We start from the raw sequence: 21,275 nt of genomic DNA on the forward strand, positions 1-21,275 counted from the left end.
ACAGTTCATTTTAAAGGCATTCCTCGGAGTGCCTTTTTTATGTTTAAAAAACAGCTTACAGCACGAGCGACTATAAAAAGGAAACTCTTAACACTGGTAAAACTTAACAAACCAAGTGATAATTAACCGCTGGCTACAATACCAAAGGATCCCCACATTAAGTGCTAGCAATGTTTTGCACACATAAAGCAAGACATATTGGTGGAGAATCATAAATAATGGAATTGGAGAACATGATGAATCATAAATTAAAATTTGTACTGCTTGCCTCGCTATTACCTTTCACTGTATCAGCGGCTCAAGAACTCACTCCTTGGTATGTTGGCGCAGGTTTAGGCGTTAACAACTATGAACATATCGCGACCCAGAATGGTCAAGATGACCCATATGCATGGGATGTATTCGCAGGCTATATGTTCAATGATTACTTCGGCGCTGAAATCGGCTTCCGCGATTTGGGTAATGCTGATTGGACTGCAGCAGGTTTCAGCAATGATGCTGGCGTGAAAGGTGGAACTTTAGGTTTAGTAGGTATTTGGCCTTTGGCTAACCGTTGGAGCTTATCAGCTGAAGCGGGTGCTATGTATTATTCACTTGAGAATACTCAGAACGGTACTAACAAATACAGCTCAAACGATTTTGCTCCATACATTGGTGCTGGTGTGGGTTACAACTTCACTGATAATTTGAAGTTACAAGCTAAATACCGTCGTTATGAAAACTTAGATGATACTGATTTCAATACTATTGAAGCTGATAGCAACTACTGGGGCTTAGAATTAAGCTACCGCTTCGGTTCTCCAGCAGTTGCAGCACCTGTTGCAGCAGCGGTTATCGCAGCAGCACCTGTTGACTCAGACAACGATGGCGTCTATGACGACAAAGACCAATGTCCAGCCACACCAGCAACACATAAAGTTGACTCTGTTGGCTGTACCATTTACGAAAACGTAAAAAATAAAGAAGACGTGGGTTCAATCCAGTTTGCTAACGATTCAGCAGTAGTTAAGCCTGTTTTCTACAAAGATATCGAAAGACTAGCTAACTACCTGAACAAGAACCCAGAGTTCACTGTTGAAATCGCTGGCCATGCCTCAAACGTAGGTAAACCAGAGTACAACATGGTGCTATCTGACAAACGTGCTGACGCCGTTGCCAAAATTCTTGTTGAGAAATATGGTATCAGCCAAAGCCGCGTAACTTCTAACGGTTACGGTGTGACTCAGCCACTGGTTGCTGGTGACTCGAAAGAAGCCCATGCTGCTAACCGTCGCATCGAAGCCGTTGTGACAACTACAGCTAAACAACCTGTTCTTAAGTAATATTACTTATTGACGTAAAAAAGTCGCTGCTTGCAGCGACTTTTTGTTTTTATGGGGTATACACTAGGAAAAGCGATACCCTCTACCACAGCCAAGATGAGAGCCTGTATCTCAAGCCAAACCTAAATAGACATAAAATTGTCATTTTTGTAATTTTTTTACATTCAAGGTTGGAAAAGTTGGCAAAATCGCTTCTAATAGTCATCAGTGAATTCCGAGTTAAGACTGCTACCTGAGAAGGATGTTTTTCATGGCCAATACATTAGAGCAACTCAAGTTATATACCACTATCGTCGCTGACACTGGCGACATCGAAGCGATTAAACGCTACCAACCTGAAGATGCGACAACCAATCCATCACTCATCTTGAAAGCGGCTCAAATTCCTGAATACGAATCCCTCATAGATAACGCTATCGATTGGGCAAAATCACAAAGTGCCGATCTCGCGCAGCAACTTGATGATGCCAGCGATAAGCTCGCCGTTAATATCGGTGTGGAAATACTGAAACTCGTTCCTGGGCGTATCTCAACTGAAGTTGATGCCCGTTTATCATTCGATAAAGAACAATCAATTGCGAAAGCCCATAAGCTGGTTCGCCTCTACAAAGAAGCGGGCGTTGATAAATCACGTATTCTGATCAAACTTGCTTCAACATGGGAAGGCATTTGTGCCGCTAAAGAGCTAGAGAAAGAAGGCATCAACTGCAACTTAACTCTGCTATTTAGCTTTGCCCAAGCACGTGCTTGCGCCGAGGCTGGTGCTTATCTAATTTCGCCTTTTGTAGGCCGCATCCTTGATTGGTACAAAAAAGATACAGGTAAAGACTACGATGCCGTAAATGACCCAGGAGTCATTTCTGTTACCGAAATCTATAATTATTACAAACAGCATGGTTTTAATACTGTCGTTATGGGCGCAAGTTTCCGTAATATCGGTGAAATCATCGAACTAGCAGGCTGCGATCGTCTCACGATTGGCCCTTCTCTGTTAGAAGAACTGGCTAATTCGCAAGTCGACATTACTCCTAAACTGGTTCCGGCAACCAGCACTGTCGCAGCCGAAGCTCCATTAACAGAAGCGCAATTCCGTTGGGACTTTAACCAAGATCCTATGGCAGTTGATAAGCTTGCAGAAGGCATTCGAAACTTTGCTATCGACCAGGGCAAACTCGAAGTGATGCTCACGGCTAAGCTAGCAAACTAAGCACTCTGGAGACGGCGAGATGACACACTTGACCCAAAGCTCAACATGGCAAGCTTTATCAGCACACAGTAAAAATGTACCGCATATGCGGGAATTGTTTGCCACTGACGCGGCACGTTTCAATAAAATGTCGCTAACTGCCTGTGGTTTATTACTGGATTACTCTAAAAACAGAGCAACGACGGAAACGCTTGATCTGTTATTTGCGTTGGCAAACAATAGTCAACTTGAAGCAAAAATCAAAGCAATGTTTGCGGGTGAGATCATTAACACCACAGAGAAGCGCGCCGTTTTGCACACTGCGCTGCGTAGCACTGCGGAACAATCGATTATTGCCGAGGGACAAGACATAGTTCCTGAAGTTCAACAAACTCTGAATAAAATGCAAGGGTTTGTGAGCTCAGTGACGTCGGGTCAATGGAAAGGTTACACAGGTAAAGCGATAACCGATATCGTCAGTATCGGTATCGGTGGATCTTTCCTTGGTCCAAAGATCGTCTCTCAGGCGCTACGCCCATATTGGAACCCAGAGTTAACGTGCCACTTTGTAGCAAACGTCGACGGTACTTCTATCAGTGAGAAGCTGAAGTTACTGGATCCTGAAACGACCTTATTCATCATGTCGTCCAAATCTTTCGGGACACAGGAAACCTTAACCAATACCCTCACTGCCAGAGAATGGTTCTTAGCAAAAGGCGGTTTGCAGTCAGATGTGGCAAAACACTTTGTCGCAGTAACCTCAAACGTCGCTAAAGCGACGGATTTTGGGATTGATGCAGACAACATTTTCCCTATGTGGGATTGGGTAGGCGGTCGTTACTCACTCTGGTCAGCGATTGGTTTACCGATAGCACTCTTGATTGGCATGGATAATTTCAGAGCCTTGCTCTCAGGTGCCCACCAAATGGATGAGCACTTCGCCAATGCACCACTGACAGAAAACATGCCAGTGATCATGGGCTTATTATCCCTATGGTATGGTAATTTCTTCAATGCTCAGTCCCATGTTGTACTGACATATGATCATTATCTACGTGGTCTACCGGCTTACTTCCAACAGCTCGACATGGAAAGTAATGGTAAGTCTGTCACCTTAAACGGGACAGATGTTGACTACAGTACTGGTCCAGTAATTTGGGGTGGCGAAGGCACTAATGGCCAACATGCCTATCACCAGCTGTTGCACCAAGGTACTGCCCTGATCCCTGCCGATTTTATTATGCCACTGCAAAGTCATAATCCTATCGGAGAGCACCATGATCAGCTAGCATCAAACTGCTTTGGCCAGACTCAAGCCTTAATGCAAGGTCGCACTTTTGATGAAGCCTTAGCCGAACTCGCTAATAGTGCATTTTCTGCGACTGAAAAGCAGCTGATTGCAAAACATAAAGTGATGCCAGGTAACAAGCCAAGCAACACCTTACTCATGGATAAGCTCACGCCGAGCACCTTAGGTGCTTTAATTGCCCTGTATGAGCACAGAACCTTTGTTCAAGGTGCAATTTGGGACATCAACTCCTTCGATCAATGGGGTGTAGAGCTCGGTAAGGATCTGGGTAACGATGTGTTAGCACGCATCGGTGCGACGCAAAATTGTGATGCCTTAGATGCCTCAAGTAACGCATTGATTAACCTTTATCGACAAGGCAAAATCTAATCGAACAAAAAGCCAGCAATCGCTGGCTTTTTTATTTTATCCTATTATTTCTATTCAACTTTTCAATTCCTCGCCGCTCTCAAGCCACAGTAAAGATCAACGACATATCACTCAAAGTTCATTTCAACTTAACACAATTGAAACATAATTCTTGCACCCTGTTTTAAAAATATGTTATTTAATCGCTGACAAAACATACAACAACAGGAGGTTACCATGGATCGTTTAGATTATGGTTGTGCGCTAGATGAAGTCGTTGAAAGACCCGATCGTTCGCGAGGCTCCAATAAAAAGCGTAAATGGCGTGAGATCGAAGCATTAAAAGATAAGCATCGTTTGCTCAAAGAACTCCAAGAAATCGATAATAACTTTAACTACGACATTGATGCCATCCAGTTGTAATCACATGTTGAGATGAGCTAAACCATTAGCCTCAAACATGAACAAGAAAAGCGCCATTCGGCGCTTTTTTATTTGTACTATCGGATCTGGTGGGAAATAAGAGGGAATAACGATTCGCGAGTAACAGAAGCTAACGCAAAAAAAACATCGCTCTGTAGTATTGAATCCTAGGTTCAAGCCCACAAGGTGGGCCCTATGAGTGAATCAATGCTAGTCAGCTGTTGTTAGATAAGCCCGCAAATCCTCAAATTCTTTCTGCTCGCGATCTAAGAACAAAGGATCATCAATCAAGGATTTCTGACACTCAGACTCAATCAGTTGCCAATCTTGTTCAGTCAAGGTTTTGGCCAATAACGGGAATATTTCCCGCTCCTCCATTTGCATATGCCGCTCTTGTAATGCGACATAATCTGCAAAATCAACAATCAGTTTCTCACGGGCAACCACAATATCACTGAGGATCAAATTCAACGTCGTCATCAAAGCCGCCGAGGCTTGGATCACTAACTCGTGTTCAGCACTCAATTTATCGATATTGTCATTGGCTTTATGCGCTAGATAGTAGGCATAAATAATATCTTCAACCGGATGATGGCAACGCTCAGCATATCCTTGCATATATTCAACGATATCCCGCACCACGATGAAATTGATTGACTCACCTTCGGACAGTTTCATCTGCTTGTTTTTTAAAACATTTAGCAATACCGCCATATGTTTATGATCATGCATGAGTCTCTTAAGCATAATGCCTCCTGGATATAGTTCTGACTATTGATACTAGTCAAGTCGTGGACTAACACCAATATAACAGGCTAAATCCTGTTAACTTTATGACGTTGATCAAGTAAATCACATACCAAACTGTAAACAGACCGCACGCACGCATACGTCTATCCCAATCTCAGGGGCATTTAGTGGTTTTCTCACCACATTAGGATTGCTCAGTACGCTTTTATTGCTAAAACCACAACAAACTTACTTAGCAAGCTGATGCAGCTGCTGTTGAAGCTTTTTAAATTCCAGCTGTGGTTCGCTTAGCAACGCTTTATCTACCGTCTCAACGGCGAGTTGCGGATAATCCGTAAGCAATTGTTGCTCAAGCATTAATGCTTGCTCAGTCTCCTTCGCTTCGATGAGAGCGTTTAACAGATGCAAAGACTCTCCAAGTGGCACTTTATCGGAGCCTGAAGATTCAGCATTGCTCGGAGCATTCATAGACCTTGCAGCGATAGCAGGGCTGCTTGCATCATGTTGTCGCTCAGCACCCGCTGCAGCCTTCGCTTGCTGCATTTGAGTCTGTATTTCATGCTTAGCTACAGCTTCTGCTTGCATATTTGAAGATTGCAGCGCTTGCGTATCGGCCATCCTTGTCATGGCTTGTGGCGCCGGAGCACTCATCGCCATTGGAGTTGGAGCCATAACATCTTCGATTTTCGGCCGATTAAGGACCAATAAACCCACAACAAGCACCAAAGATGCCGCACTCGATAACGCCCAAGGATGGCGTCGCCAAACAGAAGTTGGAGACTCAACAGCGGTTATTTTACTTTGAGGCATTTCAGCTAAGTGAGTTTGCGCTAGGTGCAAGATATCTTGGTCGAGTTGCTGCGGTGGAACTTCTAAGGCCTGTTGACGATACCAAGCCAACACTTCTTGTTGTAATGCGCGCTCATCAGCACTTGAAGATAAATTACTCATGACCCGTCTCCTGCCATTTCGCGCTGACGCAATCCTTTAGACTTTGGTAAGCGTAGCGAATACGGCTCTTAGTCGCTTCTAAAGTTACGCCCGCAATGTCGCTAATAATGGCAGCCGTAAAACCCATTTCAATGTTCAGGATAAATGCCTCTTTCTGGACTTGGGGCAACAGTGCGATACAGGTCTTTAGCAATAAACTCTTTTGCGCTTCTTGCCACTGCACGTCGGGTTTATCTTGCTCACTCGCCACAAAAGTATCGGGTCCAGTTTCATCCTCATCGGTGGCGACTAAATCGACGGGTTTTACCGCTCGCACATGATCAATCAATAAGTTATGGGCGATACGATATAGCCAAGTAGTAAACTTAGCACTGGCCTCGTAGTTAGCCGCTGCGCGGATCACCCGTCCCCATGTTTCTTGATATAAATCCTCAGCTAACTGCTTATCACCTAACTGGCGCACAAAGTAGCGATAAAGCGCGCCTTTGTGCTTCAGGTATAACTGCTCAAATGCTTTTGAATCGCCCTTGGCATAGCACAACATCAATTGCTCATCTGAGTGCTCATGGGTTGGTAATTGCGGTATTGCTAATGCCACGGGAAATTCCTCGTCATTTGGGTTAACCCCCTGTATTCACTTTTACTATTGTAATCTCTCATTACGCGGATTGCTCTTATCTCTCATTGGCTCGCCATGGAGTTTATCTTGGGGAGGAAAGGTTTATCCGAGCCCTCGAATGTTTTGTTAATTGGCAGCTGATTAGATTGCTCTATCGCCGCTGCGGTTTCCATTAACTGCACAAACTCATGGCGATAACCAAAGGGATCATCCCCTAATGCTGAACGTGCGAGTAAGCTTAACTTAGTATAATCAAATTGATGTAGATAGTGACTGCCATTCAGTAATTGCCCTAACCCTGCAACCGCGGCGGCAAATCTAAAATCATCACTTGCTTGCTCGAGCTGTTTAACGCTTTGATCTAGCCTGATGGGATAACTCAGTAACTGGCTCTGCGTTTGCTCAGGCAACTTGTATCTCAGTTTAAGGAAGGCAATTTCTTCACGGCTGTATTTCTCTTTCCCCGTTTGAGCATCAACGCCATATCTGAGTTTATCATTCATCCTATTCCCGGCTTCAACGTACCTTAATTCATACAAGGCTGTAACGGTATGACCCGCGCCAATCTCGCCCGCATCCACCTTATCGTTATTAAAATCCTCCCGTGCTAAGGCGCGATTCTCGTAACCAATCAAACGGTATTCCGAGACTAAGGCCGGATTAAACTCCACCTGCACTTTCACATCTTTGGCGATAGTAAATAAGGTCGAACTCAACTCGTCCACCAGCACTTTTCGCGCTTCATTCAGCGTATCAATATAGACATAGTTGCCATTGCCCTTGTCCGCCAATTGCTCCATCAGTTGATCGTTGTAATTGCCCAAACCAAACCCTAAGGTCGTTAGGCCAATGCCATGATTTTTTTCCTTTTCAATCAAGGCAATCAAATCATCAAAATCTGTCACGCCAACATTGAAATCGCCATCGGTCGCAAGGATGACTCGATTTATGCCATTAGGGATAAAATGCTTTTTGGCCAATTGATAGGCTTGCGTGATCCCTTGCCCACCATTGGTTGAACCACCGGCACTTAATTGCTCTAACGCATAGGTCAAGGTATGAGTGTCGTTCCCCGACGCGCCATCGAGCACCACACCAGCAGCCCCAGCATAAACCACAATAGACACTTTATCCTGCGCACTTAATTGCGCTGTTAGCAGCTTTAACGCCGTTTGCAGTAAAGGCAATTTATCCGCTGACGCCATAGAGCCTGACACGTCGAGCAAAAAGACTAAGTTGCTGGCGCCTAACTGAGATTTAGGTAAGTCATAACCTTTAAGGCCAATCCGCAGCAGCATCATGTCATCGTTATAGGGTGAGGGAGCAAGCTCTGTCGTCACGCTAAACGGCGCCGCGTTTTTAGCGGGTAAGGGATAATCGTAGGCAAAATAATTGAGCATTTCCTCAACTCTGACAGTGCCTTTCTCGGGTAAGCGCCCTTCCCTCAGCATCCGCCTTAAAGTGGCATAACTGCCAGTATCGACATCGATGGAAAACGTCGATACCGGGATCTCCCCTGCCACCATGATGCCATTTTGCACTTGCTGCTCGAATTTATTTTGCGCTAACGGAATCGCGACATAATCACGCGGCATTGGCGCTATGCTCATTCCCATCACTGCCCCATTGCTAGACATTTGCATCGGCGCCGCAATTCTCGCCATCTCAACCTTAGCAGCATCACGCATTTCAGCTTGGCGCTGCGACGCTTCTTGATGACGTTGCTCAGCTTGCTGTTCTGCTTGCTGCTTGGCTTGTCGATGTTCAACCTCGGCGCCTTTACCGCCACAGGCCGTTAAACTCACTGCGACCAGTAATAGAGCTGCCATATTGGTCGCCGATGGGATACCGTTTCCCCGTTGCTGGTAGAGAGTTGGATCGGAAACTGAAACGGTTTTTGGGGAATAGTGTGTTTTCATGTTGAATACCTTTGATGTTGACCTAAAGCTGTAAACGGCGCGCATTAGCAAAAGGGTTAAAACATCTCGATATTTTGCAAAACATACTTAAATGAGAATCAAACCGCCTCAAGCACACTATTTATACAAAACAAAGTATTTTCAATCGCTTTTGCTGGCAAGATCACACTGCACATTCAATCTGGCCACTAAAATAGAAGCTTGTTGCTAGCCTCGCTATGGGACCCTCTCGTGTCACACTCAGCTCATTTATTTTCCCTAAGGATCGCCCACGCACTCACAGAAGCTTGCGTGAAAGATAAGTATTCGTTTAAACGTTTTGGGCAAGATCTTCTTGCCGGTCTCACTGTGGGTATTATTGCAATTCCATTAGCGATGGCATTAGCCATAGCCAGTGGTGTTGCGCCTCAATACGGCTTGTATACCGCTATTGTCGGTGGCTTTATTATCGCCATGTCTGGCGGCTCACGTTACAGCGTGTCCGGCCCGACAGCGGCATTTGTGGTATTGCTCTACCCCATAGCCCAACAGTTTGGTTTAGCAGGATTATTAATCGCGACTGTGATGTCGGGAATGATACTCGTCGGCATGGCGACGCTGCGCCTAGGTCGGTTGATTCTGTATATTCCCGAATCCGTTACCTTAGGTTTTACCGCAGGGATTGGCGTAGTGATTGCCACCTTGCAGCTAAAGGACTTTTTCGGGCTCGAGATTGCCCATATGCCGGAGCAATATCTGGCCAAGCTAATGGCATTAGCCCAAGCGCTACCTTCGGTCCATTTACCTAGCTTACTGGTTGCAAGCGCCACCCTAGCGACTATGCTGCTTTGGCCTAAACTCAGAACACCTGTGCCAGCGCACCTTCCGGCAATCATATTCGGCACTATCCTCGCTTTGGTGCTCAATGCCATGGGCGCTGATATAGAAACCATAGGAACCCGTTTTCACTATCAACTAAGTGATGGCACCACAGGCATGGGGATCCCAGCGGTATTGCCAAGTTTCGAGTGGCCATGGCTGCAAGCTGGCGCCAATGGTCAAGCATTTCAATTTAATCTCGCGACCTTTCAAGCCTTGTTACCTGCCGCCTTTGCCATTGCCATGTTAGGGGCGATTGAATCGCTACTTTGTGCTGTGGTGCTCGATGGCATGACAGGCAAACGCCATAGTGCTAACAGTGAGTTACTCGGCCAAGGCATAGGTAATATCATCACGCCGTTTTTTGGCGGCATTCCAGCGACAGCGGCAATTGCCCGTAGCGCGGCAAACGTCAAAGCGGGAGCTCAGAGCCCGATAGCGGCTATGCTCCACGCCATAGTAGTCTTAATTGGTTTAGTCGCCTTAGCGGGCGTATTAGCTTATTTGCCCATGTCAGCCATGGCAGCCCTGCTACTTGTTGTGGCTTGGAACATGAGTGAAGCCCACAAAGCGCTGCATTTAATTAAAACTGCGCCCACCAGCGATATCATGGTTTTTGTCAGTTGTTTTTCATTAACGGTTATTTTCGACATGGTGATAGCCATCAGTGTAGGAATTATCCTTGCTGCCTTACTGTTTATGAAAGAAATTGCCGAGATGACAAAGCTTTACGATATCAGCACCAACAAGCGTTATGTGGATCAAGAGCTACCTGCCGATTGGGCTGTCCTTAAAATTAACGGGCCGCTATTCTTCGCTGCTGCTGACCGCATTTTCTCCGAAATCGCGAGTCTCACTGAAGATAAACAAGTGATAGTGCTTTATCTCGATGGAGTATCTATTCTGGATGCGGGAGGATTAGCCGCACTGACGAAGCTGATTGAAAAATGCAAAGCGAATAAGACTAAGCTCATTATCGCCGATCTGCAGTTCCAGCCCATCCGAACGCTGGCAAGAGCGAAGATCCAGCCAATTGAAGGTGTATTGAAGTTTTACTCGACCCTACGTGAGGCAATGACAGAAGCGCCAGTCATCACTCAGCAAACAGAAATCACTACGGATAAGCAAATACTGTAAACCTTGCAACCCAATATCAGCGGCTTATGACTGCAAACTAACGCCAAAGGCTAACCTCAGTGTTGGTCTTTTTTATTGCTCCATCACCTCACCTATTCATCGCCGCAAAAGACGTTTTTTCGCTCGCAAAAACGGGCAGAAATGACGAGGATCATGGTATTATTCAGCGCCATGATGCTTGCTACCGGTGACGGCTAGACAAGCATCAACTGTACCTAGACCTGAAACAAGGTCAAAATATAATTAAAATTAGTGAGTTAAGGAGTTATCATGCAAGCCCTTGTTGCTGTTGTTATGGGTTCTAAAAGTGATTGGCCCACGATGGAAGCCGCCGCTGAGATAATGGATAAACTGCAAGTGCCTTATCATGTTGAAGTGGTTTCCGCCCATAGAACGCCAGATAAACTCATGGAGTTTGCAGCCTCTGCCGCCGATCGTGGTTTTAAAATCATCATAGGTGGCGCCGGTGGTGCAGCGCACTTACCCGGTATGATTGCCTCTAAAACTCGCTTACCCGTATTAGGTGTCCCAGTCCAAAGTAAAGCCCTGTCAGGTATGGATAGCTTATTGTCTATCGTTCAAATGCCAAAAGGCATCGCCGTTGGCACCTTAGCCATAGGCACAGCGGGCGCATTCAATGCGGGATTATTGGCCTGCCAAATCCTTGCGAATAACGATGCAGAATTAGCGGCTCGTGTTGACGCTTTCAGAGAAGAACAGACCCGTGCGGTACTGAACAATCCAGACCCGAGGGAAGTCTAATGACCCAGACAAACACTAAACCTAAGGTGTGGGTATTAGGTAATGGTCAGCTGGGCGCCATGTTGACCCACGCTGGTGAGCCATTAGCGATTGAAGTTAACGCCGTCGATATCATGACGCCTACGGATGACATTCTGCCACTCGCGCCCCACGACATTATTACCGCCGAGCGCGAACAGTGGCCAGAGTCCGCCCTGAGTTTACAACTCAGCTCACACCCCCATTTTGTTAATGGTCCGGTATTTAGCCGTTTAGCCGACCGTTTTAGCCAAAAAAGTCTACTCGACCAGCTCAGTGTTCCCACAGCGCCTTGGACATTAGTTGACGATAACACCCAAGTCGATACCCTGTATCAGCACTATGGCCCAAGAGTCTTGATGAAACGCCGTACCGGTGGTTATGACGGTAAAGGTCAACATTGGCTTAAACAAGCCGAAGCGGGTGATATTCCAAACGATTGGCGTAACCTTGCAATTGCTGAGCAAGCGATTAATTTTGATGAAGAAGTATCATTAGTTGGCGTACGTACTCGCGAAGGCGAATGCGTGTTTTATCCGCTGACGCTGAACTTACATCAAGATGGCATTTTAATGGCGTCGATTTCGCCACTGACACGCTTAAGCCCTTTGCAAGCCCAAGCCGAAGCTATGCTCAGCGCCATTATGCATGAGCTTGAATACGTTGGCGTGATGGCGATGGAATGCTTCCGTGTTGGCGATGAGTTATTGGTGAATGAACTGGCACCGCGAGTGCACAACTCAGGCCATTGGACTCAAGCCGGAACCCATATGGATCAATTCCAGCTGCATTTGCGTGCACTTTGCGGAATTGCGATCCCACAGCCACAAGTGAATTTTCAGTGTGTTATGGTCAATCTTATCGGTATCGATAATGATCCACGCTGGTTAAGTTTGCCTAATGCTGAGCTGTACTGGTACAACAAAGAAGTGCGCCCTGGTCGTAAAGTGGGCCATTTGAACCTATCAGTGCCCAATCAAACTGTGCTCAACCAGAGCATAGCCGCACTGCAAACGTGGATGCCCATCCAATACCAAGCCCCTTTAGCCTGGATATTGGCCGAATACGCAGAAAATTCGCGTTAATTCAGTATTTAGTACCAAAATCACTGATATGAAATTGTTCGCAGTTTCATATCAGTTTATATTTCAATTTTCGTTATATACTTAACAGAACTCAGTGTGGATACGTTAGTGATGTATAGCATTCAATTGTGGCTAGCAATGACACGGATAAAGGAATACTCGAGTGAAATTAAGGGATAATTTCAAACGTAAGACCATAGATCGCTTAGATTATCGCTATCATCTGCTATTGCTCATTGTGCCGATATGTCTATTCGTCCTGCTATTTATCTTTAATGCACCCACAGAAGGTTGGACTATCCTGCCATTACTGTTTGTTTGCATCATTTACATTTTTGCCTACAGCCTGATTTACTATTTGCATCAAGGTCGTTTAACTCGACTGTGGGAGCATTTAGAGCAAGTCGTCACCATCAATGATGCCATTTACGAGCTCGCGCACCTCTCAAGCCATTATAAAAATGAGCATGCCTTTCTCGACGCCTTACTCAACAAAGCCGTATACGTGATTAATGGTGCCGAAATGGGCAGCATCATTAAAGTCAACGAGGCTAATAACAAACTGCATTTCGAATCTGTGGTGGGGCTCGATTTAGCAAAACTCAGACAACTGGATTTTACCTTAGAGCAAACCTTTGAATATCGGCTCACTAAGGGGAGATGCGATCAGGTCGTGGTCATCAATGATATGAAAAATATCAATGCAGCCAGCACTTTAACGGAAGATGATCAAAGAGTGTTACTCACAGTGTCGAAGCAGCCGATACGCTCAACCCTGTCTAGCCCTATCCGTATCGATGGCAAGCTCTATGGCATGCTCAACCTCGACAGCAGTAGCCTTGGTGCCTTTAGCGATTACGACCGCAACCTTGTCTCTATCCTGACCCACGAAGCCAGTAATGCTATTGCGCTCTATCAGAAGTCACAGCAGATCACTAAATTTGCGAATTTCGATCCCCTCACAGGGCTTTATAATCGAAAGAATTTTGAAGATGAACTGCACCACTGGCAGCACAAACCTCACCTTGGCAGCTTTTTGATTATTATCGATATGGATAATCTCAAGGCCATTAATGATGCCTATGGACACCAGACAGGCGATGTTGCCATTAAGCGCACGGCCACAGCCATACTGACCTATTGGCAAAATAAAGGTATTATTTCCCGTTTTGGTGGCGATGAGTTTGTCGCTTTATGCCATGGGCCGCTAACCCAAATCGAGGAGGACTTAGATAATATGCGCAAAACCTTGAATCAAGGTTCAGAGCTTAGCCTAGCTTTTAGTTTTGGGATTGCTCCGTTTGAAACTGATTGGTATCAATCCTTTAAGACTGCAGATCATGCCATGTATGAGCAAAAGCGCGCGAAGAAGAAAGCCATTAAAGCATTAGAAACTTTCGCGGTAAAAGCACAATAAGCTCGTTGAAATCAGTTACTACAGCCGCTATTAACAGGCCAATATCAAAAGTCAGTAAGTATTGAAGTTGAATATCAGGCTTGAATATCAGGCTTGAAGATTTGAGTTGACTATCTCAACTGATTATCTCGATTAACTCTCTCAATCAAATATCTGAGTTAAACACCTAAAATCAGCCATAGACGCTCATTCAAATGGCTGACAATGGGATCAAACTAAGCTCTAGCCAAACCCTAACCCTAACCCTAACCCTAACCCTAACCCTAACCAAAGAATAAGCGCCACAGCCAAGATGAATCCAAATCTTTTTGGCAGGTTTTATATTGCGCCGCGTAACGTTTAGATCGCGCATCCACTTTGTTCGCTACTTTGACTAACCACGCCTTAGACTTGTAACTGCCACGGCGATACCCGCCCCAACCTTCGTGATAATTAAGATACTGAGCCCGCGCATCCCATTTAGACACACCATTAATTTTATGGGTTTTGCTGATAAACCAGCCCATAAAATCCATCGCATCATCGAAATCACTGCGGCTCGACCAACTGTTGCCCGTCTCACGCACATAATCATCCCACGTCATGGTCTTAGCCTGTGCGTAACCATAGGCATCGCTGGCACGGCCAATAGGGATAAATCCTAGAAAGTATTCCATCGGTGGCGCGGCATTGTGCTTGAATGAACTCTCTTGATACATCATCGCCAACGGCACATGCACTGGCACGCCCCATTTGTCACGGGCGTCTTTAGCGGCATCGTACCAATCTCGGTGTTCTTGAAATATCTCACACAAATTTTCTGGTGACTTAGGCGGAGACGTCGCGCACCCTGACAAGATGCCGAGACTTGCGCAGAGTAAGAGGATGAAGGGTTTATTCATTAATATCATATTCTTTGGAGAGTTAGCTGGCTCCATGATGTCATAGACTCAGTCTGAGGCAAGCATAAAAAGCCTTTTTTGCGCTTAGAAGATCTAAGCGCAAGGGGTAAATCAATCTGACTTAAATCGGATATTGCTGGCTTAGTACTTGAGCTGATCGCTTTGGCTATTTCGTTTCGGGACTCAGCTCAAACTGACACTCATGCTCTTCTTGCTGCCATACGCCCGGTTCCCAATATCCCGTGTCTTTGCCCATATAACGCTTATCGGTGTGAAATAACGCACCGATATGATAACGCTGGTGGCTCTCGACATTGAGCTTAAATACCTTAGGCGTTCGCGCGGCAAGTGTGACCGACAAGCTAGGATCATCAATCAGTTCCGCGACAGTAAACTCATACTCGCCGGGTGCTAGCTGATAATTAGGCTTAGAGACCACTGCCTGACCGTTTAAATGGGTCACGACGACGCGATACCAGTGAGTGCTGGCATCGGGCTGCAAATAACCCGACACAGTGCCACAGCCCAGTGGATCTTCTGGTGAAGCGGCGCAGCCTGATAATAAGGCACTGGCTCCAATCAAAGCTGCGCTGATACGCAAGCGAGTGAAAGAGAATAAGCCCTCTTTCACGACTGAGCTCCAAAGTAATCTTCCAGATAATCATCAAACGAAACTGAACGCTGCGCCGCTTCTAGCTCGGCCTGCTTGTTAAGCGAGCTGGATGCTTCGGCTTGATACTGCGCTATTGTCTCGCTCGACAAGGGATAATCGACAAAGAATTGATAGTATTGCTGCGCCAACGTCATCACCCACTGACCATGATCTTGGCCTTTGTTGATCACGTTTTGCAGCACTTGTCCCGACAGGGTCAAGTTAGGATCTTCAACCGCTTTACGCCAATGGGCTAACGCCACTTGATAATCCGTCGCCTCACCATCGAGCAATAGCGCCAAAGGTTGCAAGGCATCAAACAACTCTTCTAACCAAGATTTAAGCGAACGTGAACCGTTTGCGGTTAGTAACTCAAGCCCAGGTTTACGGCCTTCAAGCACCACAGCTTTAAGATTCGCGCTTAATCTCGACTCTTCGCTAGCTTCAGACTTAGGCGACTCCGTTAATAAACAATAGAGTAGGAATAAATCAAGGAAGCGCACTTGGGTCGCCTCAATGCCAATCGGGCTAAATGGATTAACATCTAAAGCACGCACTTCAATGTATTCCACCCCTGCACGGGCTAAGGCTTCTGATGGCTTCTCGCCACTGCGCGTCACCCGTTTTGCACGGATTGGCGAGTAGAACTCGTTTTCAATCTGCAATACGTTGGCATTGAGCTGACGATACTCACCATCGACTTTAACGCCGATATTGGCAAAGTTTGCCGAAGGCATTTTGATGGCCGCATTCACGCCAGCCAGATACTCAGGCAAAGAGTTATAGCTGATATTCAGCTCTTCTTGCTCTTTGTTGGTGTAGCCTAAATCGCTCATACGCAACGAAGTCGCAAAGGGTAGATACAAAGTACCGTGGCCCGTTTTTTCAAACTTGAGATCGGTTTTTTGATCTTTAATGAAAGAGCTACATAATGCTGGTGAGGCACCAAATAAATAAGGTAGCACCCAGACTAAACGGCGGTAGTTACGGATCAAGCCAAAATAGGATTCTGAAATAAAATCATCGTAACTTAACTGCTTATCGCTCAATTCGTACAGACTTTGCCATAACTCTTGCGATACCGAAAAGTTAAAGTGCACCCCAGAAATAATCTGCATCAAGGCGCCGTAACGATAGGTTAAGCCCTTACGATATAAGGTTTTCATCATACCGGTATTTGATGAACCATAACGGGCAACGGGGATCTGTTTCTCGTCCTTCACATAACAAGGCATGCTCACCGGCCACAGACGCTGGCCATGTAAATGGCGCACGCTGAAGGCGTGGGTTTCAGTTAATCCGTTTAGCAGTTGCTCAACATTGTTATGTACCGGAGTAATAAACTCGAGCAAGGCTTCACTGTAATCCGTCGTAATACGCGAATGCATTAACGCTGAGCCTAAGGCTTCAGGATGTGAATCGGTGGCGAGATAACCCGACTCATCAATCCGCAACGCCTCACGTTCTATGCCACGTAACATACCCAAGAGTGCGGTGCGCCCATGGGCGTCCGAGAGATGTTGTACTAATTCATTGAATGACTTCAATTTGCGCTTCTCTAATTGGTGATTCGCTATCGCGACAAGGTTAACAGTCAGACCTTTATTTTGAGGCTTATCTTGCAAAATACGCCTCAAAATAAATCTAAACCTGTCTGTGGGGCAAGCCAAATTCACAACTTGTACTGTTAAAAGCAGACGGTGACAGCTAATGCTGTCACCGTCTTTCGATGTAAATCCGGTAAATATGTGACGAATAGTCGTTAATTAACGTACACGTCTATCACCTATATAAGGGCGAAATACCAATTTACAATACTAAAGTTTCAATTGGATAGCCCAACGCCGCTAAATCTGCTTCGATTTTCGCTTTATCTCCCACCACTAGAATCACCATTTTATTGATATCTAGCTCGGAAGCCGCGAGGGCATTGAGTTCATCTTTTGTTACAGTATTAATGATCTTGTCCTGTTGAGTCGTAAAATCTTGGCTCAATTGGTAACGTTGAATCATGCGCATAAAGCCCGCTTTTTGATACGGCGTTTCATAATCAAGTGCTTGGCCTTGGGAGACTGAATTTCGCATAAAGGCAAGTTCAGTATCCGTCATCCCCTTTTGCTGGTACGCACTGATTTCTTTTACAAACTCAGTGAGTGCTTTCGCCGTCACGTCACTGCGAACGTTACTTGATGCGACAAAATCACCGACTTCAGCACCACCTGCAAAACTGGTACGAGCACCATAGGTATAACCTTTATTTTCACGTAAATTCAGGTTGATACGACTATTGAACGCGCCGCCGAGCGGGTAGTTCATCAGGTAAGATTTAAAGTAATCGCCTGTGGCATCATAGGGCAATGCGCGCTTGGCGATATTGATCACCGATTGCGCTGCGCCAGGTTTATCAATCAGATAAATCGTACCGCCTTTTAATGCAGGGAATGGCTTAAGTGGCGGCACCACAACTGCGGCCCCTTGCCACTGACTCAATCCCGCTAACTTAGGCAATAATACTGATTCAGGTAAATTGGCGACTGTGACGATTTTAGCGTTACCGCCTTGATACTGCTGGGCATAAAACGCTTTTACATCGGCTAACGTAAGCGCCGCGACTGAATCGAGTGTACCTATGTCATTCACGCCTAAAGCATTGTCTTTACCGTATAACAAAGACGACAACGCCGTATCAGCAAGGTAGCTAGGATCAGACTGCATATGCTGGATCTGCTGTAACTGCTGCTGTTTTACTCGGGTAAAGTCCGCTTCGTTGAAGGCTGGCTGGAAGAGCTTTTCTTCCATAATCGCCAGCGTCTCATCTAAATGCGCTGTCAGCGTCGATATTTTAATCGCACTTTGATATTCAGAGGCACTAAAGTCGACTGAACTGCCGAGCATTTCTAACGCTTGCGAAAGCGCTTCACTGCTGCGTTTCTGGCTCGACTCATTAAGCATTTCCGCAGTCAGCGTTGCTAAGCCCGCTTTTTCAACTGGTACCAGTCTATGGCCACCATTGAGGTACACAATTAACTCAACCGTAGGCGTTTCAGTGCTTTGTGTCCCCATGACTTCTATGCCATTGGCTAAGGTTTTAGTCCATATTGTCGGAACCTTTAACACAGGTGCAGCGCCAGATGCGGGCATCTTAGTCCGATCAAAACTTGAAACAAGTTCAGGCTTTGGTAAATCCCCTTCAACCGCCGTTTGCGCAATGGGCAAGGTCGCTGGCGTGAAGTTATCGGCATGGGAGATAAGTGACGTCATACCCTGCGGCACCACACTCATCACCACCATAGGCTTATTTTTAATGTATTGCTTGAACACGCGCATCACATCGTCTTTGGTCACATTGGCATAACGACTCAAATCTGAAGCTATCATGTTCGGATTGCCCGACAGCGTTTGGTTCATCGCTAAGGCAGACACTTTGCCAGAAACACTTTGCAGGCTGTAAATGGTATCGGCCTCAAACTGCACTTTAACTTTTTGCAAATCGTCATCGGTAACGCCACGTTGCTCAAACTCCTTAATCGAGTCGAGGATACGTTGTTCCAGATCCGCCAGTTTGCCACCCTTTTCAGGATTAGCTAAAGCATAAATCGACATCTGACACGCAAGCTCTTGGCAAGGGTGGCTGACATTGGCCTGCACGGCATAGCCATCTTTCACCAAGTTTTTATATAACAAGGATGTTTTGCCGCCGCCTAAAATATTGGCTAACAGATCGAGCGCAGCTTCATCAGGATGCCTTGCGTATACGGTTGGGAAACCAATACGGATCAAGGGCAAGTGCACTTGATCTTCCATGGAGATGTAACGCGTTTTATCTAAGTTAACCAGCGCCTTTTGCTCTAAAGAGACTTCAGGGCCACGGGGGATTTCACCAAAATATTTATTCACCCAGGCTAAGGTCTGCATTTCATCGAAATCGCCACCTATGGTCAGGGTTGCATTGTTAGGCCCATACCAACGTTGGAAAAAGTGTTTAACATCATCAACTGTGGCGCGATTAAGATCGTCCGGCCAGCCAATCACAGGCCAAGAATAAGGATGACCGACAGGATACATGGCTTGGCTAAAACGCTCACTCATGCGCCCATAGGGCTGATTGTCGATACGTTGCGCACGCTCGTTTTTCACTGTCTCGCGCTGCACTTCAAATTTTTCACTGGTGAGTGCCGGCAATAAAAAGCCCATACGGTCCGACTCAAGCCACAGCATTTTTTCTAATTGATTGCTGGGTACGGTTTCAAAGTAGTTTGTTCTGTCGGTATTGGTCGTGCCGTTTAAGGTGCCGCCAGCTTCGGTAACCACTTCAAAATGTTGTTCATCGGCGACGTGCTGCGAGCCTTGGAACATCATGTGTTCAAATAAATGCGCAAAACCCGAACGGCCAGCCAATTCACGGGCAGAGCCCACATGATAAGTGACGTCGACATGCACTAAGGGATCGGAATCATCTTGATGCAAAATAACCGTTAACCCATTGGCTAATTGGTACTTTTTGTAGGGGATCCCTACTTGCGAATCGGCCAGTTGCACATTTTCAATAAGTTTAACGCCTGCGGGCAAGTTCGCCGTAGTCGTTTCAGATGCACAGCCCGCGAGTGCGGCAGAAATTGCGACCGCTAATATCCATTTCTTCAAAACATTCCCCTCATACATCAATGGGTCAAAAATACAGCTTCATAATCATAGTGCTGCGTATAGTCATCGCTGTGTAGCGTCATAATGCGCTTAGTCATAGTACGCTTAGTCATAGTACGCTTATTCACAGTCCGCTGAGTCAAAGTCCTTAGAATAAAGTGCGCTTAAATGATTAAGCATTGGAATTTATGACTCGCGAAATTGACACTAAGTTCCTATCTATACAGTAAATTCAGTCTAAACGGAAAAACACTCCCCGACCTTAACCATTAAATGCATCCTAACGCCATCATGCCATCCATTGCAGCACGGCAGCGGCAACAATTAAGTAACGAATTGTTTTACCGATTAAAATCATCAGTAAAGAGGAAATTAACGGCAACCTCACCCAGCCCGCCAATAAACAGAGAATATCGCCAACAACTGGTGCCCATGAGAGTAACAGCGCCCACACGCCGTAGCGTTCAATCATGGCGAATCCCTTTGCGTGTTTACCTGTCGCTAACGCTTCTGGTGATTTTGCTAGGCGACCTAAGCGGCCTAAATAGAAACTGGTCATCGCGCCCAACGTGTTGCCAATACTGGCCACCACGACCAGCGCAACCCAAGCCTCTGGGATTTTATTTAATAGCGCCACGAGTAAGACTTCAGATCCCCCCGGTAACAAAGTCGCCGCTAAAAAAGCGCCGGAGAACATAATGCCTAACTCAGTCATAATGGCTTACTCAATGATAAATCTCTCTTTTTGTATTCAATGCGATAAGGTTTGTCATGGGTTAATTGAATGTTTCACTTAATCTTTTTACAACAAACTCACTTATCACAATAAGTTATAAGAAAAACGGTTTGTTATAACCCTAGCTCTGTCGATACAATGGTTTAACTATGGCAATCAATGACCATGCGCATGACTGAGAGCGCGTTAACATCACGCTCAACTCGTTGAATACGAATCCTATCATCGCTGTTCTATTGGCTCACTCTTAATTTATTT

16 protein-coding genes and 1 pseudogene are annotated in these 21,275 nt (G+C 45.8%); 8 read left to right on the forward strand and 9 right to left on the reverse strand.

Going from position 1 to position 21,275, the window contains the following annotated elements; genetic code table 11:
- Positions 1-218: 218 nt before the first annotated feature.
- The 4 genes from Q4Q49_RS19245 (at position 219) to Q4Q49_RS19260 (ending at position 4,588) form a co-directional block, all read left to right on the forward strand.
- Positions 219-1,322, forward strand: a complete 1,104-nt coding sequence (locus tag Q4Q49_RS19245) for an OmpA family protein (RefSeq protein WP_220592251.1) — start codon at positions 219-221, stop codon at positions 1,320-1,322.
- Positions 1,323-1,572: 250 nt separating this feature from the next.
- A complete protein-coding gene (tal, locus tag Q4Q49_RS19250) occupies positions 1,573-2,529 on the forward strand; it encodes a transaldolase (RefSeq protein ID WP_106649734.1) in 957 nt (318 codons plus the stop codon).
- 19 nt (positions 2,530-2,548) lie between these two features.
- Complete coding sequence (gene pgi / locus Q4Q49_RS19255) at positions 2,549-4,186, forward strand: glucose-6-phosphate isomerase (protein WP_312000178.1); 1,638 nt, start codon at positions 2,549-2,551, stop codon at positions 4,184-4,186.
- 216 nt (positions 4,187-4,402) lie between these two features.
- Complete coding sequence (locus Q4Q49_RS19260) at positions 4,403-4,588, forward strand: DUF3545 family protein (protein WP_006080618.1); 186 nt, start codon at positions 4,403-4,405, stop codon at positions 4,586-4,588.
- Between the two features lie 210 nt (positions 4,589-4,798).
- On the opposite strand, the gene Q4Q49_RS19265 is transcribed toward Q4Q49_RS19260, so the two are convergent.
- From Q4Q49_RS19265 to Q4Q49_RS19280, 4 genes and pseudogenes are all read right to left on the reverse strand, one after another.
- Complete coding sequence (locus Q4Q49_RS19265) at positions 4,799-5,335, reverse strand: hemerythrin domain-containing protein (RefSeq protein ID WP_106649732.1); 537 nt, start codon at positions 5,333-5,335, stop codon at positions 4,799-4,801.
- Positions 5,336-5,566: 231 nt separating this feature from the next.
- Complete coding sequence (locus Q4Q49_RS19270; protein WP_312000179.1) at positions 5,567-6,289, reverse strand: hypothetical protein; 723 nt, start codon at positions 6,287-6,289, stop codon at positions 5,567-5,569.
- Positions 6,282-6,887, reverse strand: a complete 606-nt coding sequence (locus tag Q4Q49_RS19275; RefSeq protein ID WP_312000180.1) for a sigma-70 family RNA polymerase sigma factor — start codon at positions 6,885-6,887, stop codon at positions 6,282-6,284. Before Q4Q49_RS19275 ends, Q4Q49_RS19270 begins: the two co-directional genes overlap by 8 nt.
- Before the next feature lie 45 nt (positions 6,888-6,932).
- Positions 6,933-8,827, reverse strand: a pseudogene (locus tag Q4Q49_RS19280) (vWA domain-containing protein).
- Between the two features lie 231 nt (positions 8,828-9,058).
- Between Q4Q49_RS19280 and dauA the strand changes: the two are divergent.
- From dauA to Q4Q49_RS19300, 4 genes are all read left to right on the forward strand, one after another.
- On the forward strand, positions 9,059-10,822 hold the full coding sequence (gene dauA, locus Q4Q49_RS19285; protein ID WP_312000181.1) for a C4-dicarboxylic acid transporter DauA: 1,764 nt from the start codon (positions 9,059-9,061) through the stop codon (positions 10,820-10,822).
- A gap of 270 nt (positions 10,823-11,092) precedes the next feature.
- On the forward strand, positions 11,093-11,584 hold the full coding sequence (gene purE / locus Q4Q49_RS19290; RefSeq protein ID WP_312000182.1) for a 5-(carboxyamino)imidazole ribonucleotide mutase: 492 nt from the start codon (positions 11,093-11,095) through the stop codon (positions 11,582-11,584).
- The gene (gene purK / locus Q4Q49_RS19295) at positions 11,584-12,687 is read left to right on the forward strand and encodes a 5-(carboxyamino)imidazole ribonucleotide synthase (RefSeq protein WP_126491349.1); all 1,104 of its coding nucleotides are present in this window, start codon (positions 11,584-11,586) and stop codon (positions 12,685-12,687) included. Before purE ends, purK begins: the two co-directional genes overlap by 1 nt.
- Positions 12,688-12,850: 163 nt before the next feature.
- Positions 12,851-14,104: a sensor domain-containing diguanylate cyclase gene (locus tag Q4Q49_RS19300; RefSeq protein WP_312000183.1), complete on the forward strand. Its 1,254-nt coding sequence runs from the start codon at positions 12,851-12,853 to the stop codon at positions 14,102-14,104.
- A gap of 263 nt (positions 14,105-14,367) precedes the next feature.
- On the opposite strand, the gene Q4Q49_RS19305 is transcribed toward Q4Q49_RS19300, so the two are convergent.
- The 5 genes from Q4Q49_RS19305 to Q4Q49_RS19325 form a co-directional block, all read right to left on the reverse strand.
- Positions 14,368-14,985 carry a hypothetical protein gene (locus Q4Q49_RS19305; protein ID WP_311900400.1) on the reverse strand — a complete coding sequence of 206 codons (618 nt, stop codon included), beginning with the start codon at positions 14,983-14,985 and terminating at the stop codon, positions 14,368-14,370.
- A 166-nt stretch (positions 14,986-15,151) separates the two neighbouring features.
- Positions 15,152-15,616, reverse strand: coding sequence for a hypothetical protein (locus Q4Q49_RS19310; RefSeq protein WP_006080606.1), 465 nt, complete (start codon positions 15,614-15,616; stop codon positions 15,152-15,154).
- Positions 15,613-17,262: a glutamate--cysteine ligase gene (gene gshA, locus Q4Q49_RS19315; RefSeq protein WP_312000184.1), complete on the reverse strand. Its 1,650-nt coding sequence runs from the start codon at positions 17,260-17,262 to the stop codon at positions 15,613-15,615. The genes Q4Q49_RS19310 and gshA overlap by 4 nt, the downstream gene beginning before the upstream one ends.
- Before the next feature lie 184 nt (positions 17,263-17,446).
- Positions 17,447-20,299, reverse strand: coding sequence for a pitrilysin family protein (locus tag Q4Q49_RS19320; RefSeq protein ID WP_312000185.1), 2,853 nt, complete (start codon positions 20,297-20,299; stop codon positions 17,447-17,449).
- Positions 20,300-20,570: 271 nt separating this feature from the next.
- On the reverse strand, positions 20,571-20,996 hold the full coding sequence (locus Q4Q49_RS19325) for a YqaA family protein (RefSeq protein ID WP_312000186.1): 426 nt from the start codon (positions 20,994-20,996) through the stop codon (positions 20,571-20,573).
- Positions 20,997-21,275 lie beyond the last annotated feature (279 nt).

It is taken from the genome of Shewanella sp. SP1S1-7, from assembly GCF_031932105.1.
GTDB classification, from domain to species: domain Bacteria; phylum Pseudomonadota; class Gammaproteobacteria; order Enterobacterales; family Shewanellaceae; genus Shewanella; species Shewanella baltica.

What these genes read in the sequence shown, in the direction of transcription:
- Q4Q49_RS19245 (WP_220592251.1), top strand. Translation starts at nt 219, where the DNA reads ATGGAATTGGAGAACATGATGAATCATAAATTAAAATTTGTACTGCTT.
- tal (WP_106649734.1), top strand. Translation starts at nt 1,573, where the DNA reads ATGGCCAATACATTAGAGCAACTCAAGTTATATACCACTATCGTCGCT.
- pgi (WP_312000178.1), top strand. Translation starts at nt 2,549, where the DNA reads ATGACACACTTGACCCAAAGCTCAACATGGCAAGCTTTATCAGCACAC.
- Q4Q49_RS19260 (WP_006080618.1), top strand. Translation starts at nt 4,403, where the DNA reads ATGGATCGTTTAGATTATGGTTGTGCGCTAGATGAAGTCGTTGAAAGA.
- Q4Q49_RS19265 (WP_106649732.1), bottom strand. Translation starts at nt 5,335, where the DNA reads ATGCTTAAGAGACTCATGCATGATCATAAACATATGGCGGTATTGCTA.
- Q4Q49_RS19270 (WP_312000179.1), bottom strand. Translation starts at nt 6,289, where the DNA reads ATGAGTAATTTATCTTCAAGTGCTGATGAGCGCGCATTACAACAAGAA.
- purE (WP_312000182.1), top strand. Translation starts at nt 11,093, where the DNA reads ATGCAAGCCCTTGTTGCTGTTGTTATGGGTTCTAAAAGTGATTGGCCC.
- purK (WP_126491349.1), top strand. Translation starts at nt 11,584, where the DNA reads ATGACCCAGACAAACACTAAACCTAAGGTGTGGGTATTAGGTAATGGT.
- Q4Q49_RS19305 (WP_311900400.1), bottom strand. Translation starts at nt 14,985, where the DNA reads ATGAATAAACCCTTCATCCTCTTACTCTGCGCAAGTCTCGGCATCTTG.
- Q4Q49_RS19320 (WP_312000185.1), bottom strand. Translation starts at nt 20,299, where the DNA reads ATGTATGAGGGGAATGTTTTGAAGAAATGGATATTAGCGGTCGCAATT.
- Q4Q49_RS19325 (WP_312000186.1), bottom strand. Translation starts at nt 20,996, where the DNA reads ATGACTGAGTTAGGCATTATGTTCTCCGGCGCTTTTTTAGCGGCGACT.